This window comes from Pseudomonas sp. HD6515 (assembly GCF_024971855.1).
In the GTDB taxonomy this organism is placed as follows: Bacteria; Pseudomonadota; Gammaproteobacteria; order Pseudomonadales; family Pseudomonadaceae; genus Aquipseudomonas; species Aquipseudomonas alloputida.
On record NZ_CP079827.1, the window covers coordinates 2,216,576 to 2,238,519 of the forward strand.

The window sequence follows — 21,944 nt, forward strand, 5'->3', positions numbered from 1 at the left end:
ATTCTGAATTCTTTCACCGGGCTTGGGAACTTTTTTGTTTATTGTGGTCTTGCCGTTCGTCGCTGAACCCTCGGGCGGCATGCTGGACTAATCTGAAAAGCTGGACTGTCGTCATCCATTTCGAAAAGGGAGCATTGGCTCATGCAACTGGGAATCATCGGGCTGGGCCGTATGGGCGGTAATATCGCAAGGCGCCTGATGCGCGCCGGTCACCGCACCGTGGTGCACGACCGCAACCGTGAAGCCATCACCGGCCTGGAGGGCGAAGGCGCCCAGGGCGCGCATGACCTCGGTGCACTGGTGCAAAAGCTGAAAGCGCCGCGCGCGGTCTGGGTGATGCTGCCGGCTGGCGACGCCACCGAGCAGACCATCGCCCAGCTGGCCGAATTGCTGGAACCGGGCGATGCGATCATCGACGGCGGCAACACCTTCTACAAGGACGACATGCGCCGCGCCGCCGAACTGGCCAAGCGCGGCCTGCATTATCTGGACGTCGGGACTTCCGGCGGCGTGTGGGGCCTGGACCGGGGCTACTGCATGATGATCGGCGGCGAAAAGGACGTGTTCGAGCGCCTCGAGCCGCTGTTCAAGGCGCTGGCGCCGGGCGTGGGCGACATCCCGCGTACCCATGGCCGCAGCGGCGAGCACCAGCGTGCCGAGCACGGCTATATCCATGCCGGCCCACCGGGCGCCGGGCACTACGTGAAAATGGTGCATAACGGCATCGAGTACGGCCTGATGCAGGCCTATGCCGAAGGCTTCGACCTGCTGCGCAGCAAAGGCGGCAACGAGCTGCCCGAAGACCAGCGCTTCGACCTGAACGTGGCCGAAATTGCCGAAGTGTGGCGACGCGGCAGCGTGGTGACCTCGTGGCTGCTCGACCTTACCGCCGATGCGCTGGTGGCCGACCCTCAGCTGTCGCAATTCAGTGGCTCGGTGTCCGACAGTGGCGAAGGCCGCTGGACCATCGACGCCGCCGTCGAGCAGGCGGTGCCGGTGCCGGTGTTGTCCAGCGCACTGTTCGCGCGCTTCCGTTCGCGCCAGCAACAGGGCACCTACGGTGACAAGATCCTCTCGGCCATGCGCCTGGGCTTCGGTGGCCACGTCGAGAAGAAAGGCGAATGACTAAACAGACCCTTGCGGCCGCCCCTCCTTGTACCCTGTTCCTGTTCGGCGCCAATGGCGACCTGGTCAAGCGCCTGCTGATGCCCGCGCTGTACAACCTCAGCCGCGACGGTTTGCTGGACCGTAACCTGCGCATCGTCGGCGTTGACCATAACCCGGCCAGCGCCGAGGATTTCGCCGCGCGCCTGCACGCGTTCATGGTCGAGCGTGACAAAGGAAGCGAGGGCAGCGCCAAGTGCCTGGACGAGAAACTATGGGCCCGCCTGGCCAAGCGCCTGGATTACCAGACGGGCGACTTTCTCGATCCGGCCACCTACCAGGCCCTGGCCAGGCGCATCGAAAAGACCCGCCACGGCAATGCCATTTTCTATCTGGCCACGTCGCCGCGCTTCTTCCCCGAGGTGGCGCAGCGCCTGGGGCAGGCCGGCCTGCTGGACGAGTCTGCCGGCGGCTTTCGCCGGGTGGTGGTTGAAAAACCGTTCGGCACCGATCTGGCCAGTGCCGAGGCGCTCAACGCCTGCCTGCTGAAGGTGATGGGTGAACGGCAGATCTACCGCATCGACCATTACCTGGGCAAAGAGACGGTGCAGAATATTCTGGTCAGCCGCTTTTCCAACGGCCTGTTCGAATCGTTCTGGAACAATCACTACATCGACCACGTGCAGATCACCGCAGCGGAAACCGTTGGTGTCGAGACCCGTGGTGCGTTCTATGACAGCACCGGCGCCCTGCGCGACATGGTGCCCAACCACTTGTTCCAGTTGCTGGCGATGGTGGCCATGGAGCCGCCGGCCGCGTTCGGCGCTGATGCGGTGCGCGGTGAAAAGGCCAAGGTAATCGGCGCTATCCGCCCATGGTCGGCAAAAATGGCCCTGAAGAATTCCGTGCGAGGCCAGTACAGCGCTGGCAAGCAGGGGCGCAAGCCGTTGCCAGGCTACCGTCAGGAGGCCAACGTCGCGCCGGATAGCCAGACCGAGACCTACGTGGCGCTGAAGGTGATGATCGACAACTGGCGCTGGGCCGGCGTGCCATTTTACCTGCGCACCGGCAAGCGCATGAGCGTGCGTGACACCGAGATTGCCATCTGCTTCAAGCCCGCACCGTATGCGCAGTTTCGTGAGTCGGAGCTGGAACGGCCCAAGCCCAACTACCTGAAAATCCAGATCCAGCCCAATGAAGGCATGTGGTTCGACCTGCAAGCCAAACGGCCCGGGCCAGAGCTGGTGATGGAGAATGTCGAGTTGGGTTTTGCCTACAAGGACTTCTTCAAGATGACCCCGGCCACTGGCTACGAGACGCTGATCTATGACTGCCTGACCGGTGACCAGACCCTGTTCCAGCGGGCTGACAACATCGAAAACGGCTGGCGAGCGGTGCAGCCGTTTCTCGATGCCTGGGCCCAGGGCGGCGAAGTGCATGAGTACTCGGCTGGCGAAGATGGGCCTGAGGCCGGCAATGAATTGCTGACCCGCGACAAGCGGGAGTGGCACCGGTTGGGGTGAGAGTTTTGCAAGCCTGTGCCGGCCCTTTCGCGGGCAAGCCCGCGCCTGCAGGGCATTCCATTCCCTCAGGCACCTGCGAAGAGGCCAGCACAGGCAACCACTCAAAGGAGACTCAATGCCTGCCCACATCGAAGACTACGCTCTGCTGGGCAACTGCCGCAGTGCGGCGCTGGTCAGCCGCGATGGCGCGCTGGACTGGCTGTGCCTGCCACGCTTCGACGCCCCCGCCGTGTTCGCGGCCCTGCTGGGCAACGAAGAAAATGGCCGCTGGCGCCTGGCCCCTTGCGACCCGGTAACGCACAGCAGCCGCCAATACCTGGGCGACACCCTGGTGCTGGAAACCACCTGGGTCACCGCCAGCGGTCGTGCCCGGGTGCTCGACTTCATGCCCTTGGGCGAAGTCAATTCGGTGGTGCGCATCGTCGAAGGCTTGTCCGGCGAAACCCATTTCGAAATGGACCTGGTCATGCGCTTCGACTACGGCCGCAGCGTGCCCTGGGTGGAACGGCTCGACCCACTGACCCTCAGTGCCGTCGCCGGCCCTGACCGTTTGATCCTGTGCAGCACCGTGCCCCCGCAAGCCCGCGACCACCATACCGGCTGCCGCTTTCGTGTCAGCACGGGCCAGCGCCAGGTCTTCAGCCTGCGTCACCAGCCCTCGCACTTGCCGGTGCAGCCTGACTGCAACATCGACCATGCCCTGGCAAACACCTGTGAGCAATGGCAAGCCTTCGCCGACCGCTGCCCGCAGGTAGGGCCATATACCGCCCTGGTGCGTCGTTCGCTGCTCACCCTCAAGGCCATGACCTACGCCCCCACCGGCGGTATTGTCGCTGCCGTCACCACGTCGTTGCCTGAGCGTGTGGGTGGCGAGCGCAATTGGGACTACCGCTTCTGTTGGCTGCGCGACGCGACCATGACCCTGCTGGCCTTCATGAACCTTGGTTACTTCGACGAGGCCCAGGCTTGGCGTGAGTGGCTGCTGCGCTCGGTGGCCGGCAACCCTGAGCAGATGCAGATCATGTATGGCCTGGCTGGCGAGCGTGACCTGCAGGAGTACACCTTGCCGTGGTTGGCCGGTTATGAACATTCACAGCCGGTGCGGGTGGGCAACGCCGCCTCGGCGCAGACACAACTGGACATCTATGGCGAACTGGCCGATGCGATGACTCAGGCGATCAGGGGCGGGTTGCCCCGTCACCCGCGCAGCGCCGCCATTTCGCGCTTGATATTGCCTTATGTCGAACGCATCTGGCGCGAGCCGGACGAGGGCATCTGGGAAGTGCGTGGCGGCCGGCAGCAGTTCGTGCACTCCAAGGTGATGGCCTGGGTCGCCTTCGACCGCGCCGCAGGGCTGGCCGACACCACAGAAGAAGGCCGCGAGCGCGGGCAGCATTATCGCCAGGTGGCGGACGAAATTCACCGCGACGTGTGCGAGCACGGCCTGGACCCCAGCGGCCGGTTCTTCGTCCAGGCCTATGGTTCGACCGAAATGGACGCCAGCCTGTTGCAGATCGCCCTGACCGGCTTCCTGCCGGCGGATGACCCACGCTTCATGCGCACCCTCGAACAGATCGAACAGCGTCTGATGAAGAACGGCCTGCTGCTGCGCTATGACAGTGACAGCTGCAGCGACGGCCTGACGCCGGGAGAGGGCACCTTCCTGGTGTGTTCGTTCTGGCTGGCTGACGTATATGTATTGCTGGGGCGCCAGGCCAAAGCCGAAGCGCTGTACCAACACCTGACCGGCCTGTGCAACGACCTCGGCCTGCTGGCCGAACAGTACGACTCGGCCGGCCAGCGCATGCTCGGCAACTTCCCCCAGGCCTTCAGCCAGATAGGCATCATCAACACTGCGCTGAATCTGCACCGCGCACAGTGCCCGGCACGTGACCGGGCGCGTTGTGGGTAGCGAATGAGTAGGGCGACTGCCTTGACCGGAGTAGACTAGGCCAAACCCTTTCGGCACGGAGCATACATGGGCATTCGCGGTACTGACCGGCAGATCGACAATATCGAGTTCAATGTCAGCGACATCTCACGGAGCAAGGCCTTCTATGGCAGTGTGTTTGGCTGGGCGTTCACCGACTACGGGCCGACCTACACCGAGTTCAGCGATGGCCGGTTGACGGGTGGCTTCACCACGGGTGAGCCGGTGCGCCCGGGCGGGCCGCTGGTCATCCTGTACGCTGACGACCTGGAGGCCACGCAGCAACGGATCGAAGCTGCCGGGGCGAAAATCAGCCGGGCGACCTTTGCCTTCCCCGGCGGGCGGCGCTTTCATTTCATCGACCCGGACGGTTATGAGCTGGCGGTGTGGACGGCGCAAGCCTGATGGCCAATCACAAGATCGAAATCCGCCGACGCAATATCGAAAAAATCCTGCAAGCGGCGGAAAAGGTGTTTGCAGAGAAGGGCTACGGCGCCACCTCCATGGGTGATATCGCCGAGCAGGCGGAGCTGCCACGCTCCAACCTGCATTATTACTTCAGCACCAAGGACGAGCTGTTCCGCGCGGTGCTGCAGGACCTGCTGGATGTGTGGAAGCAGGACGCCCTGTGCTTCGAGAACTTCGACGACCCGCGTGTGGTGCTGACCAGCTACATCCGGGCAAAGATGGGCCATTCGCGCTCGCGGCCGCTGGGCTCGAAAATCTGGGCCGAAGAGATGCTGCACGGGGCGCCGGTACTGGGGGTGAACCTCGACGAAAGCCTGGTGCCCTGGGCGAAGATGAAAGAAGCCAAGATCCGCTGCTGGGTGGAAGAGGGGCGTATTCTGCCGGTAGAGCCTTCGGCGTTGCTGTACATGATCTGGGCGTCTACCCAGCACTATGCTGACTTTGGTTACCAGGTGCAGTTGCTCAACGGCGGCGAGGCGCTGTCTGACATGGCCTTCGAGAATGCGGTGCAGACGGTGACCAGCGTGATCTTGCGGGGAATAGGGCTGGCGCCGTGAACCGGCATTCCAGGTGGACGTGGTCTTTTTGTGGGAGCGGCCTTGTGTCGCGATTGGGCCGCGAAGCGGCCCCTCGATGTCTGTATCGCGGCAAAGACTGCTGGGGCCGCTGTGCGGCCCAATCGCGACACAAGGCCGCTCCCACAGGGATCGCGCCAGCTTTTAGAAATTGAGCAAGACAGTTGCTCCCACAGGGGGCGCGTCAGCTGTTCAGGCGGTGACCCGCTTCAACTGGCCTCACGGTAGGGGTTACGCGGATCCTGCGTCCAGTTCAGGTACGGCTTGCCGGTGTCCTGTGCCTCCATTTCGATGCAGTTTTCCACCGGGCAGGTGATCTGGCACAGGTTGCAGCCTACGCACTCCTCTTCGATCACACTGTAGGCATGCGTGCCGTCAGCCTTCAGCGTGCTGGCAATCGCCTGGTGCGAGGTATCCTCGCACGCAATGTGGCAGCGCCCGCAGCCAATGCACGCCTCCTGGTCAATGTGCGCGACCGACTTGTAGTTGATGTCCAGGTATTTCCAGTCGGTGGTATGCCCCACCGCTTGCCCGCGGAACGCTTCGATAGTGGGGTGCCCATGCTGGTCCATCCAGCGTGCCAGGCCGTCCTGCATGTCCTCGACGATACGGAAGCCATGCAGCATCGCCGCCGTGCACACCTGCACGGCGCCACTGCCCAGGGCCATGAACTCGGCGGCGTCACGCCAGTTGCCGATGCCGCCAATGCCACAAATCGGCAAGCCCCGCGTTTCCGGGTCGCGGGCGATTTCCGCCACCATGTTCAAGGCGATCGGCTTCACTGCCGAACCGCAGTAACCGCCATGGGTACTCTGGTCCCCGACAATCGGGTGGGCCACCATGCGGTCCAGGTCGACGCTGGTGATGGAGTTGATGGTGTTGATCAACGACACCGCATCGGCCCCGCCCCGGTGCGCGGCGCGGGCCGACTGGCGGATATCGGTGATGTTCGGCGTAAGCTTCACGATCACCGGCAGCGCGCAGTAGGTCTTGCACCAGCGGGTGACCATTTCCACATATTCCGGCACCTGGCCGACGGCCGCCCCCATGCCGCGTTCCGGCATACCGTGCGGGCAACCGAAGTTCAGCTCGATGCCATCAGCCCCGGTGGCTTCCACCAGCGGCAGGATGAACTTCCACGACTCCTCTATGCACGGCACCATCAGCGAGACGATCAATGCGCGGTCGGGCCAGTCCTTCTTCACCTGGGTGATTTCACGCAGGTTGATGTCCAGTGAGCGGTCGGTGATCAACTCGATATTGTTGATCCCCTGTACCTGACGGTTGGGGCCATAGTGCGCCGAGTAGCGCGACGACACGTTGACCGCCGCAGGGTCTTCGCCCAGGGTCTTCCAAACCACGCCGCCCCAGCCGGCCTCGAAGGCGCGGACCACGTTGTAGGCCTTGTCGGTTGGCGGTGCTGAGGCCAGCCAGAAGGGGTTGGGTGCCTTGATGCCGGCAAATACGATAGACAAGTCGGCCATTTACGCTGCCTCCACGTTGAGCATGAGTTGGGCATGGATGGCTTCGGCGGCCAGCTTGCCGTGTTGCACGGCCTGCACGGTAAGGTCCTGCCCCAGCGCGGTGCAGTCGCCGCCTGCGTACACGCCCGGCAGGCTGGTCTGCAGGTTTTCGTTCACGCGGATGCGCTCACCCTCGCGGGCCAGTTGCGCAGCCACCGGGTCGCCGAGGCTGGCATCGTCAAAGCGTTGGCCAATGGCCTTGAAAATGGCGTCCGCGGCCAGCTCGAAGGTTTCGCCGGTATCGCGCAGGCGGCCTTCCGCCAGCTCGGTGCGGGCAAAACGCATGCCGCGGACCTTGCCGGTGTCATCCAGCAGCACGGCATCAGGGCGGGCCCAGGTGTGCAGGCGTACCTGGTTGGCCTTGGCAATGTCCTGCTCGTGGCCGGTAGCGCCCATGTCGGCGTGGCCACGGCGGTACACCAGGTTGACGTCGCGGGCCCCCAGACGGCTCATCTGCACAGCCATGTCGATGGCCGTGTTGCCAGCACCGATCACCAGGCAGCGGTCGGCCAACGGTAGCTGGCTCAGGTCATCGGCCTGGCGTAGCTCACGGATGTATTCGGTGGCGGCGACCACACCGGGTGCTTCCTCGTCGGGCAGGCCCAGCTGGCGCACGGCATTCAGGCCGAGGCCCAGGAACACCGCGTCGTACTGATCGCGCAGTTCGCCCAGGCTGAGGTTGCCACCCAGGCGCTGGCCATGGCGGACTTCGATACCGCCAATGCCCAACAAGAAATCCACTTCACGTTGGGCATAGTCGTCTACCAGCTTGTAGCGGGCGATGCCGTACTCGTTGAGGCCACCGGCTTTGTCGCAGGCCTCGAACACCACCACGTCATGGCCGTGCATGGCCAGGCGGTGGGCGCAGGACAGCCCTGCCGGGCCGGCGCCGACCACGGCGATTCGCTTGCCGGTGGCTGCCGAGCGCTTGAACGGGTGTGCGCTGAACTGGGCGTTGTCCAGGGCGTAACGCTGCAACTGGCCGATCAGCACCGGCGCGCATTCCTGGGCATTGTTGCGCACGCAGGCTTGCTGGCAGAGGATTTCGGTGGGGCACACGCGGGCGCAGCTACCGCCCAGAATGTTGGCCGAAAGAATGCGCTCGGCGGCGCCTTGCAGGTTTTCGTCACTGATGCGGTGTATGAACGAGGGGATGTCAATTTCGCTGGGGCAAGCGTTGACGCAGGGGGCGTCGTAGCAGTACAGGCAGCGTGCACTTTCCAGGGCGGCCTGACGCGCGGTGAGGGGTGGGGCCAGGTCGCTGAAGCGCTCGGCCAACTGGTCGGCGCCGGCCCGGGGGCGCGGCAAATGGTTCAGGGCGTTGGTCACGGTTGTAGCCTCTCTATTTTTTTTGGTGCAGGCGACAGGTATTGCGGTCGATTCTGGGGCCGCTCCCACAGGCGATCGCGGTCCTTGTGGGAGCGGCCTTGCGTCGCGATGGGCTGCACAGCAGCCCCAATGGCTTCAGCGCTGAACAGGCATCGGCCGCTGATGCTCGGCCCGGCGCCCCAGCACCTCATACACCGACGGGTACGCCGGCCGTTCCACATACCGCCCCGCGCCCGGCTCGGCGCGCAGGTCGCCATCGGCCCAGAGCACCTTGCCCTGGCTGATGGTGTGGCTTGGGATGCCGCGCACGGTGCGGCCTTCGAAGATGTTGAAGTCCACCTGTTGGTGGTGGGTTTTGGCGGAGATGGTGCGGGTGCCCTGCGGGTCCCACAGCACCAGGTCGGCATCGGCACCCACGCGGATAGCGCCCTTGCGCGGGAACAGGTTGAAGATTTTCGCCGTGTTGGTAGAGGTCAGCGCGACGAATTCGTGCATCGACAGACGCCCGCTGTTGACCCCGGCATCCCACAGTACTGCCATGCGGTCTTCGATGCCGGCGGTGCCGTTGGGGATGCGGCTGAAGTCGTCGCGGCCCATGGCTTTCTGCTCGGCGCAGAAGCAGCAGTGGTCGGTGGCGGTGGTGTGCAGGTTGCCCGATTGCAAGCCGCGCCACAGCGCCTCCTGGTGCTCGCGTGGGCGGAACGGCGGGCTCATCACATAACCGGCGGCGGTGGCCCAGTCCGGGTCACGGTAGACACTGTCGTCCAGCAGCAGGTGGCCGGGCAGCACCTCGCCATACACCGGCTGGCCCTTACCTCGCGCATAGGCGATTTCATCCAGTGCCTCGCGGCTGGAAATGTGCACCAGGTACAACGGCGTGCCGAGGGTTTCGGCAATGCGGATGGCGCGGCTGGCCGCTTCGCCTTCAACCTGCGAAGGGCGCGACAGCGGGTGGGCTTCCGGCCCGGTCATGCCCTGGGCGAGCAGTTTTTTCTGCAGGTGGTACACCAGCTCGCCGTTTTCGGCATGCACGGTGGGCACCGCGCCCAGTTGCAGGCAACGCTCGAAGCTGGCCACCAGGGTATCGTCGGCGGCCATGATCGCATTTTTGTAGGCCATGAAATGCTTGAAGCTGTTCACCCCGTGCTTGGCCACCAGCTCGCCCATCTCTTCGGCCACCTGCTCGCTCCACCAGGTGATGGCGACGTGGAAGCCATAGTCGCTGGCGCTTTTCTGCGCCCAGCCACGCCAGGTGTGGAAGGCCTCCAGCAACGACTGCTGCGGGTTGGGAATGACGAAGTCGATGATCGAGGTGGTGCCGCCAGCCAGGCCCGCAGCGGTGCCGCTGAAGAAGTCCTCACTGGCCACCGTGCCCATGAACGGCAACTGCATGTGGGTGTGCGGATCGATGCCCCCGGGCATCAGGTACTGGCCGCTGCCGTCGAGGATCTCGCAGTCGGTGGGCGGTTCGAGGTTTTGCCCGATGGCACGGATCAGGCCATCGGCACACAGGACATCGGCGGGATAACGCTCTTCGTGGGTAACCACGGTGGCGCCACGGATCAACAGGGACATGCCGTTTTCCTCGCAGGCTGACCGGTCTTGGCCGGTTCTTTGCATTGTCATGGATGCCAGGGCGGGCAGGGCGGTCAATCCTGTCAGGCCTGACAAGATTCGAGGCTAGATGCTGATTCTGGATTCAGCAAGAAAATTTTCCCATTAAATCTGTGGTTTTTAAGTTACTGATATTTAAAGGAAAAAATTAACGAGCGAATGGGCGACGGGGTTTTCAGGGTATTTGACTAACTTGACAAGATGAAAATCTGGTCGAGATTTCTAAGCACAATTCCGCGTGCGAACTCCGGTCATCGAATCAGCCTGATGAGCGAAAAAATAGAAGAAAAAACTGGAGAAGGGCCTATGCAACAGAGCAGATCGGAAGTGGTCGAGCAAGATGGCCTGTTAGAGCTGTCCGAGGGCAGCGATGTTCTCGACAGCCCGCGCTACAACCCCGACATAGCACCGACCAAGGTGCACCAGCGCACCTGGAACAAATGGCACATCACCGCCCTGTGGGTGGGGATGTCCATCTGCGTACCCACCTACACCCTCGGCGGTGTCCTTACCGCCTACTTCGGCCTCAGTGTTGGCGAAGCGCTGCTGGCGATCCTGCTGGCCAACGTTATCGTGCTGATACCGCTTACCCTCAATGCCTTTCCCGGTACCAAGTACGGCATCCCGTTTCCGGTGCTGCTGCGTTCGTCGTTCGGCATTCTTGGCTCCAACGTACCGTGCCTGATCCGCGCAGTGGTTGCCTGTGGGTGGTTCGGTATTCAGACCATGTTCGGCGGGCTGGCCATTCACCTGTTCCTGGGTTCGGTGTTTGACGGCTGGAAGGCGCTGGGCGGGACAGGCGAGGTGATTGGCTTCATGATCTTCTGGTGCCTGAACCTGTGGGTGGTGCTGCGCGGCGCCGAGTCGATCAAGTGGCTGGAAACGCTGTCGGCACCGCTGCTGGTGGCAGTGGGCGTCGGTCTGCTGTTCTGGGCCTTGCCGCACATGTCGATGACCGAACTGTTGGCACAGCCGCCCAAGCGCCCAGAAGGGGCGAGCGTGGTCAGTTACTTCTGCGCCGGGCTTACGGCCATGGTCGGCTTCTGGGCCACACTGTCGCTGAACATTCCCGACTTCAGCCGATACGCCCGCAGCCAGAAGGACCAGATTCTCGGGCAGATCTTCGGCCTGCCGCTGACCATGTTCCTGTTCGCTGCGCTGGGTGTGGTGCTGACCGCCGCTTCGGCGTCGCTGGTGGGCGAGACGGTGTCCGACCCGGTCACCCTGATCGGCAAGATTCAAAGCCCGTTCTGGGTGGCCCTGGCCATGGCGCTGATCGTGATTGCCACGCTGTCGACCAACACCGCGGCGAACATCGTGTCGCCCACCAATGACTTCCAGAACATTGCCCCACGCCTGATCGGCCGAAGCCGCGCGGTATGGCTGACCGGCTTTATCGGCCTGGCGCTGATGGGGCATGAACTGCTGAAGAAACTGGGCCTGATTGTCTCCGACCTTAGCCTGGAGAGCGTGTATTCCAACTGGCTGCTGGGCTATTCCAGCTTGTTGGGGCCCATTGCCGGCATCATGGTGGTGGACTACTTCCTGATCCGGCGGCAGAAGCTGGACCTGGCCGGGCTATACCGCGACGACGTGTATCCCGCGTGGAACTGGGCCGGTTTTGCCGCCTTCGCCTTGCCAGTAGGGCTGACGGTAATGGCGATTGGCAACAGCAGTTTCAGCTGGTTCTACGACTATGGCTGGTTCACCGGCTCGTTGCTGGGCGGTGCACTGTACGCCGCGCTTGGCGGTTTGGCGGCACGCAACCCGGTGCGGTTGGTCAAACCCTTGCCTTGAGGCCTCGAAGAGGCCCGTACAAACAATAAGAAGCCTGAAGGAGAAGCCCGTGACCCCCGTCAAAGAGATCCTGAAGACCAACGCCCGTCACGTCGACAGCACCCGCCTGTGGCAGTCGCTGATGGATCTGGCCCGGCTCGGCGCCACTGCCAAGGGCGGTGTCTGCCGCCTGGCCTTGACCGACCTCGACCGCCAGGCCCGCGATCTGTTCGTGCAGTGGTGCGAGGCGGCCGGTTGCTCGGTCAGCATCGACGCTGTCGGCAACATATTCGCCCGCCGTCCGGGCCGTAACCCCAAGCTGCCGCCGGTGATGACCGGCAGCCATATCGACACCCAGCCCACCGGCGGCAAGTTCGATGGCTGCTTCGGGGTGATGGCCGGGCTGGAGGTGATCCGTACCCTCAACGACCTGGGCGTGGAAACCGACGCGCCGCTCGAAGTGGTGGTGTGGACCAACGAAGAAGGTTCGCGTTTTGCGCCGTGCATGATGGGTTCAGGGGTGTTCGCCGGCAAGTTCACCCTGGAAGACACCCTGGCCAAGCGCGATGCCCAGGGTGTCAGCGTTGGCGAAGCGTTGAACACCATTGGCTACGCCGGTCCGCGTGCCGTGTCGGGGCACCCGGTGGGGGCGTATTTCGAAGCGCATATCGAGCAGGGTCCTATCCTTGAGGACCAGGCCAAGACCATCGGCGTGGTCCTCGGCGCGCTGGGCCAGAAGTGGTTCGACCTGACCCTGCGCGGTGTTGAAGCCCATGCCGGCCCTACGCCGATGCACCTGCGCAAGGACGCCCTGGTGGGGGCAGCCGCTGTGGTAGAGGCGGTCAACCGCACGGCGCTTGCCCACCAGCCCCACGCTTGCGGCACGGTGGGTTGCCTTCAGGCGTACCCGGGCTCGCGTAACGTGATCCCGGGCGAAGTGCGCATGACCCTCGACTTCCGCCACCTGGAGGGCGAGCAGTTGAATGCGATGATTGCCGATGTGCGCGGGGTGATCGAGGCGACCTCTGCCAAGCATGGCCTGAGCCATGAGCTGGTGCCCACGGCAGACTTCCCGGCACTTTACTTCGACAAAGGCTGTGTCGACGCCGTGCGCGAGTCGGCCAAGGCGCTGGGCCTGCCGCACATGGACATCGTCAGTGGCGCGGGGCATGACGCGATCTTCCTGGCCGAGCTGGGGCCGGCGGGGATGATTTTCGTGCCGTGCGAAAACGGCATCAGCCATAACGAGATCGAGAACGCCACGCCCGATGACCTGGCGGCGGGCTGCGCAGTGTTGTTGCGGGCGATGCTGGCGGCGTCGGAGGCAATTGCCAGCGGGCGGCTGGCGGCCTAGGCACTGGCCTCAAGACGGCCGTTACGGCCAAGGTGATAGCGCTGCAGGTCCTGCGCCAGGGTCAACTGCCCGCTGTAATGGGCGAGGGCCTCGTCGCGCACGGTGTCGATGTGCGGGCTGCGCCGTGGGTCGTTCTGGTAGCGGGCGCTGAAATGCGTCAGTACCAGGTTGCGCACGCCAGCGGCCTCGGCAAAGCGTGCCACCTCAGCGGCGGTGCTGTGGCCGAACGTGCCCCCGGTGCGTTCGACCACCGCCTGGGTGAAGGTGGCTTCGTGCACCAGTACATCCGCACCCCTGGCGACGGCTGCCAGCAGCGCTGGTTTGTCGTTGTCCCCGCACACGATCACCCGCTGGGGCGGACGCGAAGGGCGCAGGTAGTCGTTGCCGTTCAGCAGTTGCCCATTGAACGTCACGGTCAACCCCTTGGCCAGCTCGCCCCACAGCGGACCACGCGGTATGCCCTCGGCGTCCAGGCGCTGGATGTCCAGGCGTGGCTCAGGGTTGATTTCGGTGAATACGAAACCCACGCTGGGCACCCGGTGCGACAGTTGCACGGTGGTCACCTGCAGGGTCTCGCTGCGCCATGCGATCAGCGCTTCCACGGGCAACAGGCGTAGCTCGAACGGCAGGAAGGTGTCGCTGGCAACCAGGCCCTGGCGTACCCAATCGTGCAGTACGGCGGGCAGGATCACTTCCAGCGGCTGGGTGCGCCCGCTCATGCCCGCGCTGGCCAGCAGGCCGGGCAGGCCGAAGCAATGGTCACCATGCACGTGGGTGATGAAGATCGCGCGCAGGTCGCGGATCGAAAGCGGGGTGTGCAGCAGGCGGTGCTGGGTGCCTTCGCCGCAATCGACCAGATACCAGTGGCTGCCACTGGCTTCGATCACGGCTGTGGCGCTGACATTGCGTGCCTTGGTGGGCACCCCGGCGGAGGTGCCGAGGAACAGCAGGTCCATGCTCAGGCTCCTGTTTCAGGCCAGAAGCGGCCAAGGTGATACGGGGCGCACACCTTAGCCGGATTGCCACCCGCCGTCGACGGCCCGCTAGTTATCCTGTCGCCAGATGAGCTTGCTGGTGTCATACCCTTGCTCCCGGGCGATTGTCAGCAGTTGCTCGCGCTGCTGGTCGGTGACCGCTGGCGTGCGCGAAAGCAGCCACAGGTACTCGCGGTTGGGGTGGCCAACCAGTGCCACGCGGTAGTCCTTGTCGTGGTACAGCACCCAGTACTCGCCCTTGGTCAGGCCCGGTGCCAGGCGGCTGAACCAGTTGTCGAAGCGCACCCACAGCTTGTCGGTACTGCCCGGTTGCTGAGCCTCGGCGATGCCCTTGGCTTCATTCCACTGGCCGTCCTTTTCCTGGCAGCGGTTGGTTACATCGATACGGCCGTCCTCGCGCAAGCCATAGCGCGCTTCGGACTTCACGCAGTTACGCTGGAAGAACATCGGCAGTCGCGCCAGTTCATACCAAGTGCCCTGGTAGCGTTGCAAGTCGACCTGCTGGGTGCGCGGCGGTGCCGGGTGATCGTTGCCGGCGCAGCCGAGCAGGGCCAGGGTCATGCAGGAAAGCAGCAGTGTAGTGCGCAGCGCCATGGGTGACCTCCTTGGAGCGGATGGGGCGTACCTGTGTTTCGACGCCTGTGCGGGGAAAAAGTTGTAGGCGATATTGCCTGCGGGTAAACCCGTGCAGGAGCGGGTTTACCCGCGAAAGGGCCCGCACAGGTCCGCACAGGCCTGCCTCACAGCCAGTACGTCACCGCCCACCATCCCAACCCGCCCATCACCACGGTATAGGGCAGCGCCATCCACACCATCCGTCCATACGACAGCCGGATCAGCGGCGCAATGGCCGAGGTCAGCAGGAACAGGAACGCCGCCTGCCCGTTCGGCGTCGCCACGCTTGGCAGGTTGGTGCCGGTGTTGATCGCCACCGCCAGTGTTTCGAAATGCTCGCGGCTCATGCTGCCGTTGAGAAATGCCTGCTTCACTTCGGTGATGTAGATGGTGGCAACGAACACATTGTCGCTGATCGCCGACAGCAAACCGTTGGCCAGATACAGCATGCCCGGTTGCTGTTCGGCCGGCAGCGTCAGCACCCAGCTGATCAATGGGCTGAACAATTGTTGCTGATGAATCACCGCGACCACGGCAAAGAACACCACCAACAGCGAGGTGAATGGCATGGCGTCCTGGAAGGCACGGCCCAGGCGGTGCTCGTCGGTGATGCCGGTGAAGGCCGTGATCAGTACGATCACCATCAGGCCGATCAGGCCGACCTCGGCCACATGCAGCCCCAGGCAGATGATCAGGATCAGGGCAGCAAGCCCTTGTACCCACAGCGCGATGCGCTGGGCCTGGGTGCGTGCGGCATCGTCCTCGGCGGCATAGGCAGCCAGTACCTGGCGCACTGTTTCAGGCATCAGCGTGCCGTAGCCGAACAGGCGCAGCTTCTCCAGCAACACGCAGGTCAGCAGGCCGGCACCCAGCACCGGTATCGACACGGGCGCCACCTTGAGGAAGAAGTCAGCGAAGTGCCAGCCCATCTCGTGGCCGATCAGCAGGTTCTGCGGCTCGCCCACCAGCGTGCACACGCCACCCAAGGCGGTACCCACTGCGCCGTGCATCAGCAAGCTGCGCAGGAACGCGCGGAACTGGTTCAGGTCGTCACGGTGTAACTGCGCCACTTGCTGGTCGCTGTCCAGTGCGCTGTCTTCACGCGGGTTGGCGCCGGACGCCACGCGATGGTAGACCGCATAAAAGCCGACCGCGGCGCTGATGATCACGGCCGTCACCGTCAGCGCATCGAGAAACGCCGAAAGGAATGCCGACAGTACGCAGAACAGTAGCGACAGCATGGCTTTTGAACGCACACCCAGCAGAATGCGCGAGAACAGGAACAGCAGCAGTTCCTTCATGAAATGGATACCGGCGACCATGAACATCAGCAGCAGGATTACCGGGAAGTTGTGCTGCAGTTCTTCGTACAGTGCCTGCGGCGTGGTCATCTGCAACAGCAGGGCTTCGATCAGCAACAATCCGCCGGGCATCAGCGGGTAGCACTTCAGCGCCATGCCCAGGGTGAAGATGAACTCGATTACCAGCGCCCACCCTGCTGCAGCCGGGCCAATGGTTGCCAGCAGAAGCGGATTGAGCACCAGGAACAGGCAGATGACCGCTTTGTACCAAAGCGGCGACTGGCCCAGGAAACCGTGAGCGAGGGCGCCGGTCAGGGAGCGCGACATGAATATGTATCCTTATGATTCAGCGATGGCGCACGGTGCCGGATCATTGCGCCTTAGGCAAGGCATACAGTCCCGTTTTTGGCACAAGTACGGTCATCGGCATGAGTTAACATCCGGACCATGAACTTTTCGCCCGCAGGAGTGCCGCCCGTGACCGAGTACAGTGCATTAAAGGTCGAACTGACCGACAGCGTCGCCCATGTTCAGATCAATCGCCCAGAGAAGGTCAACGCAATGAATGCGGCCTTCTGGGAGGAAATCGTCGACATCTTCCAGTGGATCGATGACACCGATGCCGTGCGCGCGGTGGTGATCAGCGGCGCTGGCAAGCACTTTTCCGCCGGTATCGACCTGATGATGCTGGCCTCGCTGGCTGGGCAGATGGGCAAGGACGTGGGCCGCAATGCACGCTTCCTGCGCAAGACCATCCAGCGGCTGCAGGCCTCGTTCACCGCTGTGGACACGTGCCGCAAACCCGTACTGGCGGCCGTGCAAGGCTACTGCATCGGCGGCGCCATCGACCTCATCTCGGCGTGCGACATGCGCTACTGCAGCAGTGACGCGCAGTTCTCGATCAAGGAAATCGACATGGGTATGGCGGCCGATGTTGGCACATTGCAACGTTTGCCACGCATCATTGGCGACGGCATCATGCGGGAGCTGGCGTTTACCGGGCGCAATGTCGAGGCCGACGAGGCGCTGCGCATCGGCCTGGTCAACCGAGTCTATGATGATCAGGCCGCACTGATGGACGGCGTCTTTGCCATCGCCCGCGAGATTGCCGCAAAATCGCCGATCGCTGTGGCCGGCACCAAGGAAATGCTCAGCTACATGCGTGACCATCGCATCGACGATGGCCTGGACTACATTGCCACCTGGAACGCCGCAATGCTGCAGTCCGAAGACCTGCGCGTGGCTGTGGCGGCGCACATGAGCAAACAGAAACCGACGTTCGCCGACTGATCGGGCCGGGGGACGCGCAGTAAAGGAACCCCCGACATGTCAGCACGCTGGACTACTGCAGTACTCGACCCACAGATGACCGGGGGGCTGGCCGTGGCCCGCAGCCCTGAAGGGTTTCTGGTGGACGCCAACGGCGCGCTGTTCCCCCGCGACTGGCTCAAGCGCCAGGACCTCGACGTGCTGTGCGAGCACGGCATCGGCCACTTTGACGGCCAGCCGGTGTTCCTGCTGGAACTGCGCAGCGCCACTGATGTGCCTGGCTGCAGCTGGCGCGGCCTGCGTGCGTTCATGCTCGAAGGCGACTTCGACACCTACAAGGTGCTGGGCTATGCCGCACAAATCGGTACCTGGGCGCGCGAGCATCGCTTCTGCGGCAGTTGCGGCCAGGCGATGACGCAAATTCGCTGGGAGCGGGCGATGTACTGCCAGCCCTGCGACCTGCGCAGCTATCCGCGCATTTCACCCAGCATGATCGTGCTGGTGACCCGCGGTGATGAAATCCTGCTGGCGCGTTCGCCACGCTTCGTTACCGGGGTGTACAGCACCTTGGCAGGTTTTGCCGAGCCGGGTGAATCGGCCGAAGACTGCCTGGTGCGCGAAGTGCGCGAAGAAGTGGCGGTGGAGGTGCGGAACATCCAGTACGTCGGCAGCCAGTGCTGGCCGTTCCCGCATTCGATGATGCTGGGTTTCCATGCCGAGTATGCGGGGGGCGAGATTGTCATGCAGCCGGACGAGATCGAGGACGCCAAGTGGTTCAGCGTCCACGACCTGCCGCCGCTGCCGGCCGGGCGGTCCATCGCCCGGTACCTGATCGACCTGTATGTTGCGCGGCGCCTGGGCCTTGATATCCCTGCTTTCCCGTCCTAGCTGCAGTGAGAAGTGTTCTCCGACCCTCACCGACAGGCCCTTGCACAGGCCGACGATGTAGTCCACCTGCCCGGAAATGATGAACACCGTCAGCGCCGAAATGTTGCTGACAAAGTTCATGCTACGCGCCACGTCGTTGGCGCGTACCAGGTCGATAGGTATTCAGGAAATCGTTATTCTGATAACTGGTATATGCGCGGGAAATTTGCTGTCGCTTGGGGGGGACCCCCTGCGGCACCTCTGATATTAATTGTTGGCCAAAAAGGGTTGGGGAGACCTAAGCTATCTGGGCTAGTTTCGGAATACGGCGGTGGTGGAAGACCTTGATTTTGTGGGGTATACGGATTTAATGGTTGATGGGGCACCTTCACCCCATCAATCTGATACCACCCTCAGATGGTTGATAGATCGACTCCGTAGTTGAGTTCCTCTGCGAAGTCCGGCAGTCCGTAACCGATGGTTTTCTTGTAGAAAGGAGAGACCTTCGCAGTCGGTGCCTTCTTCTTGTGCTTCGTGGTGTAGAGCATTCGTGCCCGCATCACCTCGAAGGAGTAACCGCGCCCTTCACGGTTCTTGTCCTTGGCCAGTCGGTTGATGGACTCCGTGTAAGCGTTGGTGACGGGCATGTCCGTCTCGAAGTAGGTCATGGTCTCTTCGCGCCAGTTTCCCACTGCCCTGACCAGATCGCTCCAGACTTCCTTTTGGCCCTTCGGGATGGTGGCTATCCACTCGTCCAGGGCGGCTTCTGCCTGGAGCCGTGTGGTGGCGTCCCAGATGCCGTAGAAGCGCTCCTTGTGCTCGTAGGCGGCCAGCAGTTGCGGGAACGCGCCTGTCCAGGTCTCCATGATGAGGCGCTCCCGGTCTGAGACTTCGTGAGCGCGTTTCAGCAGGATTTTCCGGTCTCCCTTGAGAGTCCGGCTCTGGGACGGTTTCAGCTCCTTTCTGAGGCCCTTGCGCACTCTCTCTAGGGCATCGTTGGCCATGCGCACCACATGGAACTTATCGACCACGATACGGGCCTGGGGCAGCACAGCCTTGACCGCTGCCCGGTAGGGGTTCCACATGTCCATGCTGACGATCTCGACCTTCTGCCGGTCTTTCAGCTTCATCAGGTAGTTGGTCACCACGTCCTGGCGGCGGGTGGCCAGCAGGTCGAGCAGGGTTCGCTCCTCAATGTTGGTCAGAATGCAGCGGTAGCGCTTGTTCAGGTATAGCTCGTCAATGCCCAGGATGCGGGGCGTCTCGAAGCGGTGCCAGCGCCCCAGGAACTCGGCGCGGGCGTTGAAGATGTCGCGCACCGTCTTCTCGTCCAGGCCGGTCTGTGCCGCCACAAAGGTGTAGGGGTGGTTGAAGGATTCCTTCTCCACGTACTCATGCAGCCGCAGTGTCATACGGAATCCGTCCACCATCTCCGGTAGCTGGGGCCTGAATGTTGTCTTGCAGGCCCGGCAGGTGTATCGGCGGCGGACCACCCAGAGAGTGACCCGCTTGCCGTGGATGGGCAGATCACGATAGGGAACGTCACGCTTGCCGAACCGTACGAACTCACCCTGCACGCCGCATTCCTCGCAGGCGATGGGATCGGGCACGTCCACCTGGAAGTGCATTTCGTCGTCGGTTGATTTGCAGCCCAGTACTTGGTATTGCGGCAGGTGAAGGATGTTGTCGGGAAGTTCGGTCATGGTGTTGTATAGGCGTAGGTGTCAGTCAGATCCATCCGGCTCGGCATTGGTGTTTGCTTTTTTACCCAACAAGCTGCTGGAAACGAAAAGTAAGGCACCGAGGACAATTGCAATATCAGCCAGGTTGAAGGCCGGCCAATGCCAGTCTCGCCAATAGAAATCAAAGGAATCCACAACATAGCCGCGAAAGACCCGGTCAATCAGGTTGCCCATGGCGCCACCGAGGATAAGACTGTAAGCGATGGCTTCTCCTTTATGACGATTTTCAAGGATCAGCTTGATCAGAAAAATCGAGACCACTACCGCGATTCCGATAAAAAAGTAGCGCTGCCAGCATCCACCATTCGCAAAAAGACTGAATGCGGCACCGGTGTTCCATAGGTGCACCCAGTTAAAGAACGGGGTCACCGAAACATACTCGCCATAGGCCATTGATTGCTGCACCAGCCACTTTACAGCCTGATCAGACGCTGCCAGCAGGCCCGATATGGACAATAGGGCATACGGCGAGAGCTTTTTGCCAATAATGAGCATTATTTAACCCTTCAACGCCAAAATGCGTCTGGCACCGTTAAGTACAATGCCCCCCGCGATGGTGCCGATAATCAGATCCGGATAATTGGAACCGGTCCACGCGACCAGGGCGCCGGCGGTGATGACCCCCAGGTTGATCACCACGTCGTTGGCCGAGAATATCCAGCTTGCCTTCATGTGCGCCCCGCCTTCCCGATGTTTGGATATGAGCAGCAGACAACTGGTATTGGCAATCAATGCGACGAATGCGATAGCCATCATCACCAGCGATTCAGGCTCACTACCGAATACAAAGCGTCTCACCACCTCTACGAGCACGCCCACAGCCAAGATCAGTTGCAGTACACCAGCAAGATGCGCGGCACGTACCTGCATTTTCACGCTATGTCCAACCGCATAAAGGGCAAGCCCGTACACCGCCGCATCGGCAAAATTGTCCAGGGATTCTCCAATCAGGCCGGTGGACTGGGCGATCAGACCGGCAGTCATTTCCACCACGAACAGAAGTGCATTGATGCCGAGCAACCAGCGCAGGGTCCCGGATTCTTGCTTAGCAGAAGCTGCCGAAAACTCGGCGGCCTTGATGGTCTCCGGATTTGCAGCGACGGTTTCCTGAAGCGAGGCGCCTAGCCCCAAGGTCTTCAGTTTCGAGGTGACGGGCTCGACCTCGCCGTCATGCACGACCTTCAGCCGGCGGTTCGACAAGTCGAAGGACAGCGCCCGAATCTCCTCAAAGCCGTTCAGGGCTAGGCGAATCATTCGTTCTTCTGATGGACAGTCCATCTTCGGCACGGCATAAACACTGACCCATCTCCCTGGCGCCTCGGAGGAGGCCTGTATATCGGTATCCGCTGCGGACGTTGCATCACCGCCACAGGCGCCACCACAGGATTTGCTCATGATACGACTCCACTTGAACAATGTTGTGGTACCATTTAAAACTATAAAGCTACTATAAGGTCAATAGAGTAAAGAATCCGTTGGGGAGGAGGCTGATGCGCATTGGTCAGTTGGCGCAGTTGGTAGGGGTCGAAACACAGACGATCCGCTTCTATGAACAGCAGGGCTTGTTGCCGCCGCCTGATCGGCAGGACAACGGTTACCGTGTCTATACCGAGAAGCATGGTGAGGGGCTGGCCTTCATCCGTCGCTGCAGAATCCTGGGCCTGTCACTGGCTGAGATTCACGAACTACAGAGCTATGAGGACGACCCTCATCAGCCTTGTACCGCCGTCAACGCCTTGCTCGATGATCACATCTCTCATGTGCGGTCGCAGATAACCGCTCTGCAAGCGCTTGAGAAACAACTCGTTTCACTGAGAGCGAGTTGCAACGATGACCGGGAAGTTGAGGCGTGTGGGGTTCTTGCTGGAATTAGCGAAGGAAACATGCACCAGCAGTAGGTGAAGCATCAACCAGATAATCCGATGAGATGCCGGTCTGTCTCACTCTCATGCAAAGGTA

Annotated in this window: 19 protein-coding genes and 1 pseudogene; 10 read left to right on the top strand and 10 right to left on the bottom strand. The window is 62.3% G+C overall.

Going from position 1 to position 21,944, the window contains the following annotated elements; all coding sequences use genetic code 11:
* Positions 1 to 141: 141 nt before the first annotated feature.
* The 5 genes from gnd (at position 142) to KW568_RS10145 (ending at position 5,582) form a co-directional block, all read left to right on the top strand.
* Positions 142 to 1,125 (top strand): phosphogluconate dehydrogenase (NAD(+)-dependent, decarboxylating), encoded by a 984-nt coding sequence (gene gnd, locus KW568_RS10125; protein WP_003251278.1) that lies wholly within the window; start codon positions 142 to 144, stop codon positions 1,123 to 1,125.
* Positions 1,122 to 2,627, top strand: a complete 1,506-nt coding sequence (gene zwf, locus KW568_RS10130) for a glucose-6-phosphate dehydrogenase (protein WP_003251276.1) — start codon at positions 1,122 to 1,124, stop codon at positions 2,625 to 2,627. The genes gnd and zwf overlap by 4 nt, the downstream gene beginning before the upstream one ends.
* 73 nt (positions 2,628 to 2,700) lie before the next feature.
* On the top strand, positions 2,701 to 4,539 hold the full coding sequence (locus KW568_RS10135; RefSeq protein WP_254913438.1) for a glycoside hydrolase family 15 protein: 1,839 nt from the start codon (positions 2,701 to 2,703) through the stop codon (positions 4,537 to 4,539).
* A 66-nt stretch (positions 4,540 to 4,605) separates the two neighbouring features.
* Positions 4,606 to 4,962: a VOC family protein gene (locus KW568_RS10140; protein WP_003251273.1), complete on the top strand. Its 357-nt coding sequence runs from the start codon at positions 4,606 to 4,608 to the stop codon at positions 4,960 to 4,962.
* Positions 4,962 to 5,582 carry a TetR/AcrR family transcriptional regulator gene (locus KW568_RS10145; protein ID WP_003251271.1) on the top strand — a complete coding sequence of 207 codons (621 nt, stop codon included), beginning with the start codon at positions 4,962 to 4,964 and terminating at the stop codon, positions 5,580 to 5,582. Before KW568_RS10140 ends, KW568_RS10145 begins: the two co-directional genes overlap by 1 nt.
* Positions 5,583 to 5,809: 227 nt before the next feature.
* Here KW568_RS10145 and preA read toward each other — a convergent pair whose 3' ends face one another.
* The 3 genes from preA to hydA all read right to left on the bottom strand — a co-directional run bounded on the left by preA (position 5,810) and on the right by hydA (position 10,027).
* Positions 5,810 to 7,084, bottom strand: coding sequence for an NAD-dependent dihydropyrimidine dehydrogenase subunit PreA (preA, locus tag KW568_RS10150; protein ID WP_003251268.1), 1,275 nt, complete (start codon positions 7,082 to 7,084; stop codon positions 5,810 to 5,812).
* A complete protein-coding gene (locus KW568_RS10155) occupies positions 7,085 to 8,452 on the bottom strand; it encodes an NAD(P)-dependent oxidoreductase (protein ID WP_004576982.1) in 1,368 nt (455 codons plus the stop codon). It abuts the gene before it with no gap.
* Positions 8,453 to 8,587: 135 nt separating this feature from the next.
* Positions 8,588 to 10,027 (bottom strand): dihydropyrimidinase, encoded by a 1,440-nt coding sequence (gene hydA / locus KW568_RS10160; protein WP_004576981.1) that lies wholly within the window; start codon positions 10,025 to 10,027, stop codon positions 8,588 to 8,590.
* A gap of 345 nt (positions 10,028 to 10,372) precedes the next feature.
* On the opposite strand from hydA, the gene KW568_RS10165 reads away from it, so the two are divergent.
* Entirely contained in the window at positions 10,373 to 11,863 is a 1,491-nt protein-coding gene (locus KW568_RS10165) for an NCS1 family nucleobase:cation symporter-1 (RefSeq protein WP_004576980.1), read from the top strand.
* Between the two features lie 49 nt (positions 11,864 to 11,912).
* Positions 11,913 to 13,196: a Zn-dependent hydrolase gene (locus tag KW568_RS10170; RefSeq protein WP_004576979.1), complete on the top strand. Its 1,284-nt coding sequence runs from the start codon at positions 11,913 to 11,915 to the stop codon at positions 13,194 to 13,196.
* Here KW568_RS10170 and KW568_RS10175 read toward each other — a convergent pair.
* The 3 genes from KW568_RS10175 to nhaB form a co-directional block, all read right to left on the bottom strand.
* Positions 13,193 to 14,152 (bottom strand): ribonuclease Z, encoded by a 960-nt coding sequence (locus KW568_RS10175; protein WP_004576978.1) that lies wholly within the window; start codon positions 14,150 to 14,152, stop codon positions 13,193 to 13,195. The two genes, KW568_RS10170 and KW568_RS10175, sit on opposite strands and share 4 nt — an antisense overlap.
* An 87-nt stretch (positions 14,153 to 14,239) precedes the next feature.
* Positions 14,240 to 14,785, bottom strand: coding sequence for a lipocalin family protein (locus KW568_RS10180; protein ID WP_003251256.1), 546 nt, complete (start codon positions 14,783 to 14,785; stop codon positions 14,240 to 14,242).
* Positions 14,786 to 14,931: 146 nt separating this feature from the next.
* Positions 14,932 to 16,434 carry a sodium/proton antiporter NhaB gene (nhaB, locus tag KW568_RS10185; protein ID WP_003251254.1) on the bottom strand — a complete coding sequence of 501 codons (1,503 nt, stop codon included), beginning with the start codon at positions 16,432 to 16,434 and terminating at the stop codon, positions 14,932 to 14,934.
* A 150-nt stretch (positions 16,435 to 16,584) separates the two neighbouring features.
* Between nhaB and KW568_RS10190 the strand changes: the two genes are divergently transcribed.
* Positions 16,585 to 17,397 (top strand): crotonase/enoyl-CoA hydratase family protein, encoded by an 813-nt coding sequence (locus KW568_RS10190; protein WP_004576977.1) that lies wholly within the window; start codon positions 16,585 to 16,587, stop codon positions 17,395 to 17,397.
* 36 nt (positions 17,398 to 17,433) lie between these two features.
* Complete coding sequence (gene nudC, locus KW568_RS10195; RefSeq protein WP_003251250.1) at positions 17,434 to 18,264, top strand: NAD(+) diphosphatase; 831 nt, start codon at positions 17,434 to 17,436, stop codon at positions 18,262 to 18,264.
* Positions 18,265 to 18,273: 9 nt separating this feature from the next.
* Here the strand turns inward: nudC and KW568_RS31095 are convergent.
* From KW568_RS31095 to KW568_RS10210, 4 genes and pseudogenes are all read right to left on the bottom strand, one after another.
* Positions 18,274 to 18,423: pseudogene (locus tag KW568_RS31095) on the bottom strand (hypothetical protein); the annotation flags it as partial.
* A 233-nt stretch (positions 18,424 to 18,656) separates the two neighbouring features.
* On the bottom strand, positions 18,657 to 19,946 hold the full coding sequence (locus KW568_RS10200; RefSeq protein ID WP_004574636.1) for an ISL3-like element ISPpu12 family transposase: 1,290 nt from the start codon (positions 19,944 to 19,946) through the stop codon (positions 18,657 to 18,659).
* Between the two features lie 21 nt (positions 19,947 to 19,967).
* Entirely contained in the window at positions 19,968 to 20,480 is a 513-nt protein-coding gene (lspA, locus tag KW568_RS10205; protein ID WP_004574638.1) for a signal peptidase II, read from the bottom strand.
* A 3-nt stretch (positions 20,481 to 20,483) separates the two neighbouring features.
* Positions 20,484 to 21,380: a cation transporter gene (locus tag KW568_RS10210; RefSeq protein WP_004574643.1), complete on the bottom strand. Its 897-nt coding sequence runs from the start codon at positions 21,378 to 21,380 to the stop codon at positions 20,484 to 20,486.
* A 95-nt stretch (positions 21,381 to 21,475) separates the two neighbouring features.
* Between KW568_RS10210 and cadR the strand changes: the two genes are divergently transcribed.
* Positions 21,476 to 21,883 (top strand): Cd(II)/Pb(II)-responsive transcriptional regulator, encoded by a 408-nt coding sequence (gene cadR / locus KW568_RS10215; RefSeq protein WP_009403731.1) that lies wholly within the window; start codon positions 21,476 to 21,478, stop codon positions 21,881 to 21,883.
* Positions 21,884 to 21,944: the final 61 nt, after the last annotated feature.

What these genes read in the sequence shown, in the direction of transcription:
- KW568_RS10165 (WP_004576980.1), top strand. Translation starts at nt 10,373, where the DNA reads ATGCAACAGAGCAGATCGGAAGTGGTCGAGCAAGATGGCCTGTTAGAG.
- lspA (WP_004574638.1), bottom strand. Translation starts at nt 20,480, where the DNA reads ATGCTCATTATTGGCAAAAAGCTCTCGCCGTATGCCCTATTGTCCATA.
- gnd (WP_003251278.1), top strand. Translation starts at nt 142, where the DNA reads ATGCAACTGGGAATCATCGGGCTGGGCCGTATGGGCGGTAATATCGCA.
- zwf (WP_003251276.1), top strand. Translation starts at nt 1,122, where the DNA reads ATGACTAAACAGACCCTTGCGGCCGCCCCTCCTTGTACCCTGTTCCTG.
- nudC (WP_003251250.1), top strand. Translation starts at nt 17,434, where the DNA reads ATGTCAGCACGCTGGACTACTGCAGTACTCGACCCACAGATGACCGGG.
- cadR (WP_009403731.1), top strand. Translation starts at nt 21,476, where the DNA reads ATGCGCATTGGTCAGTTGGCGCAGTTGGTAGGGGTCGAAACACAGACG.
- hydA (WP_004576981.1), bottom strand. Translation starts at nt 10,027, where the DNA reads ATGTCCCTGTTGATCCGTGGCGCCACCGTGGTTACCCACGAAGAGCGT.
- KW568_RS10180 (WP_003251256.1), bottom strand. Translation starts at nt 14,785, where the DNA reads ATGGCGCTGCGCACTACACTGCTGCTTTCCTGCATGACCCTGGCCCTG.
- nhaB (WP_003251254.1), bottom strand. Translation starts at nt 16,434, where the DNA reads ATGTCGCGCTCCCTGACCGGCGCCCTCGCTCACGGTTTCCTGGGCCAG.
- KW568_RS10145 (WP_003251271.1), top strand. Translation starts at nt 4,962, where the DNA reads ATGGCCAATCACAAGATCGAAATCCGCCGACGCAATATCGAAAAAATC.
- KW568_RS10200 (WP_004574636.1), bottom strand. Translation starts at nt 19,946, where the DNA reads ATGACCGAACTTCCCGACAACATCCTTCACCTGCCGCAATACCAAGTA.
- preA (WP_003251268.1), bottom strand. Translation starts at nt 7,084, where the DNA reads ATGGCCGACTTGTCTATCGTATTTGCCGGCATCAAGGCACCCAACCCC.
- KW568_RS10175 (WP_004576978.1), bottom strand. Translation starts at nt 14,152, where the DNA reads ATGGACCTGCTGTTCCTCGGCACCTCCGCCGGGGTGCCCACCAAGGCA.
- KW568_RS10210 (WP_004574643.1), bottom strand. Translation starts at nt 21,380, where the DNA reads ATGAGCAAATCCTGTGGTGGCGCCTGTGGCGGTGATGCAACGTCCGCA.
- KW568_RS10140 (WP_003251273.1), top strand. Translation starts at nt 4,606, where the DNA reads ATGGGCATTCGCGGTACTGACCGGCAGATCGACAATATCGAGTTCAAT.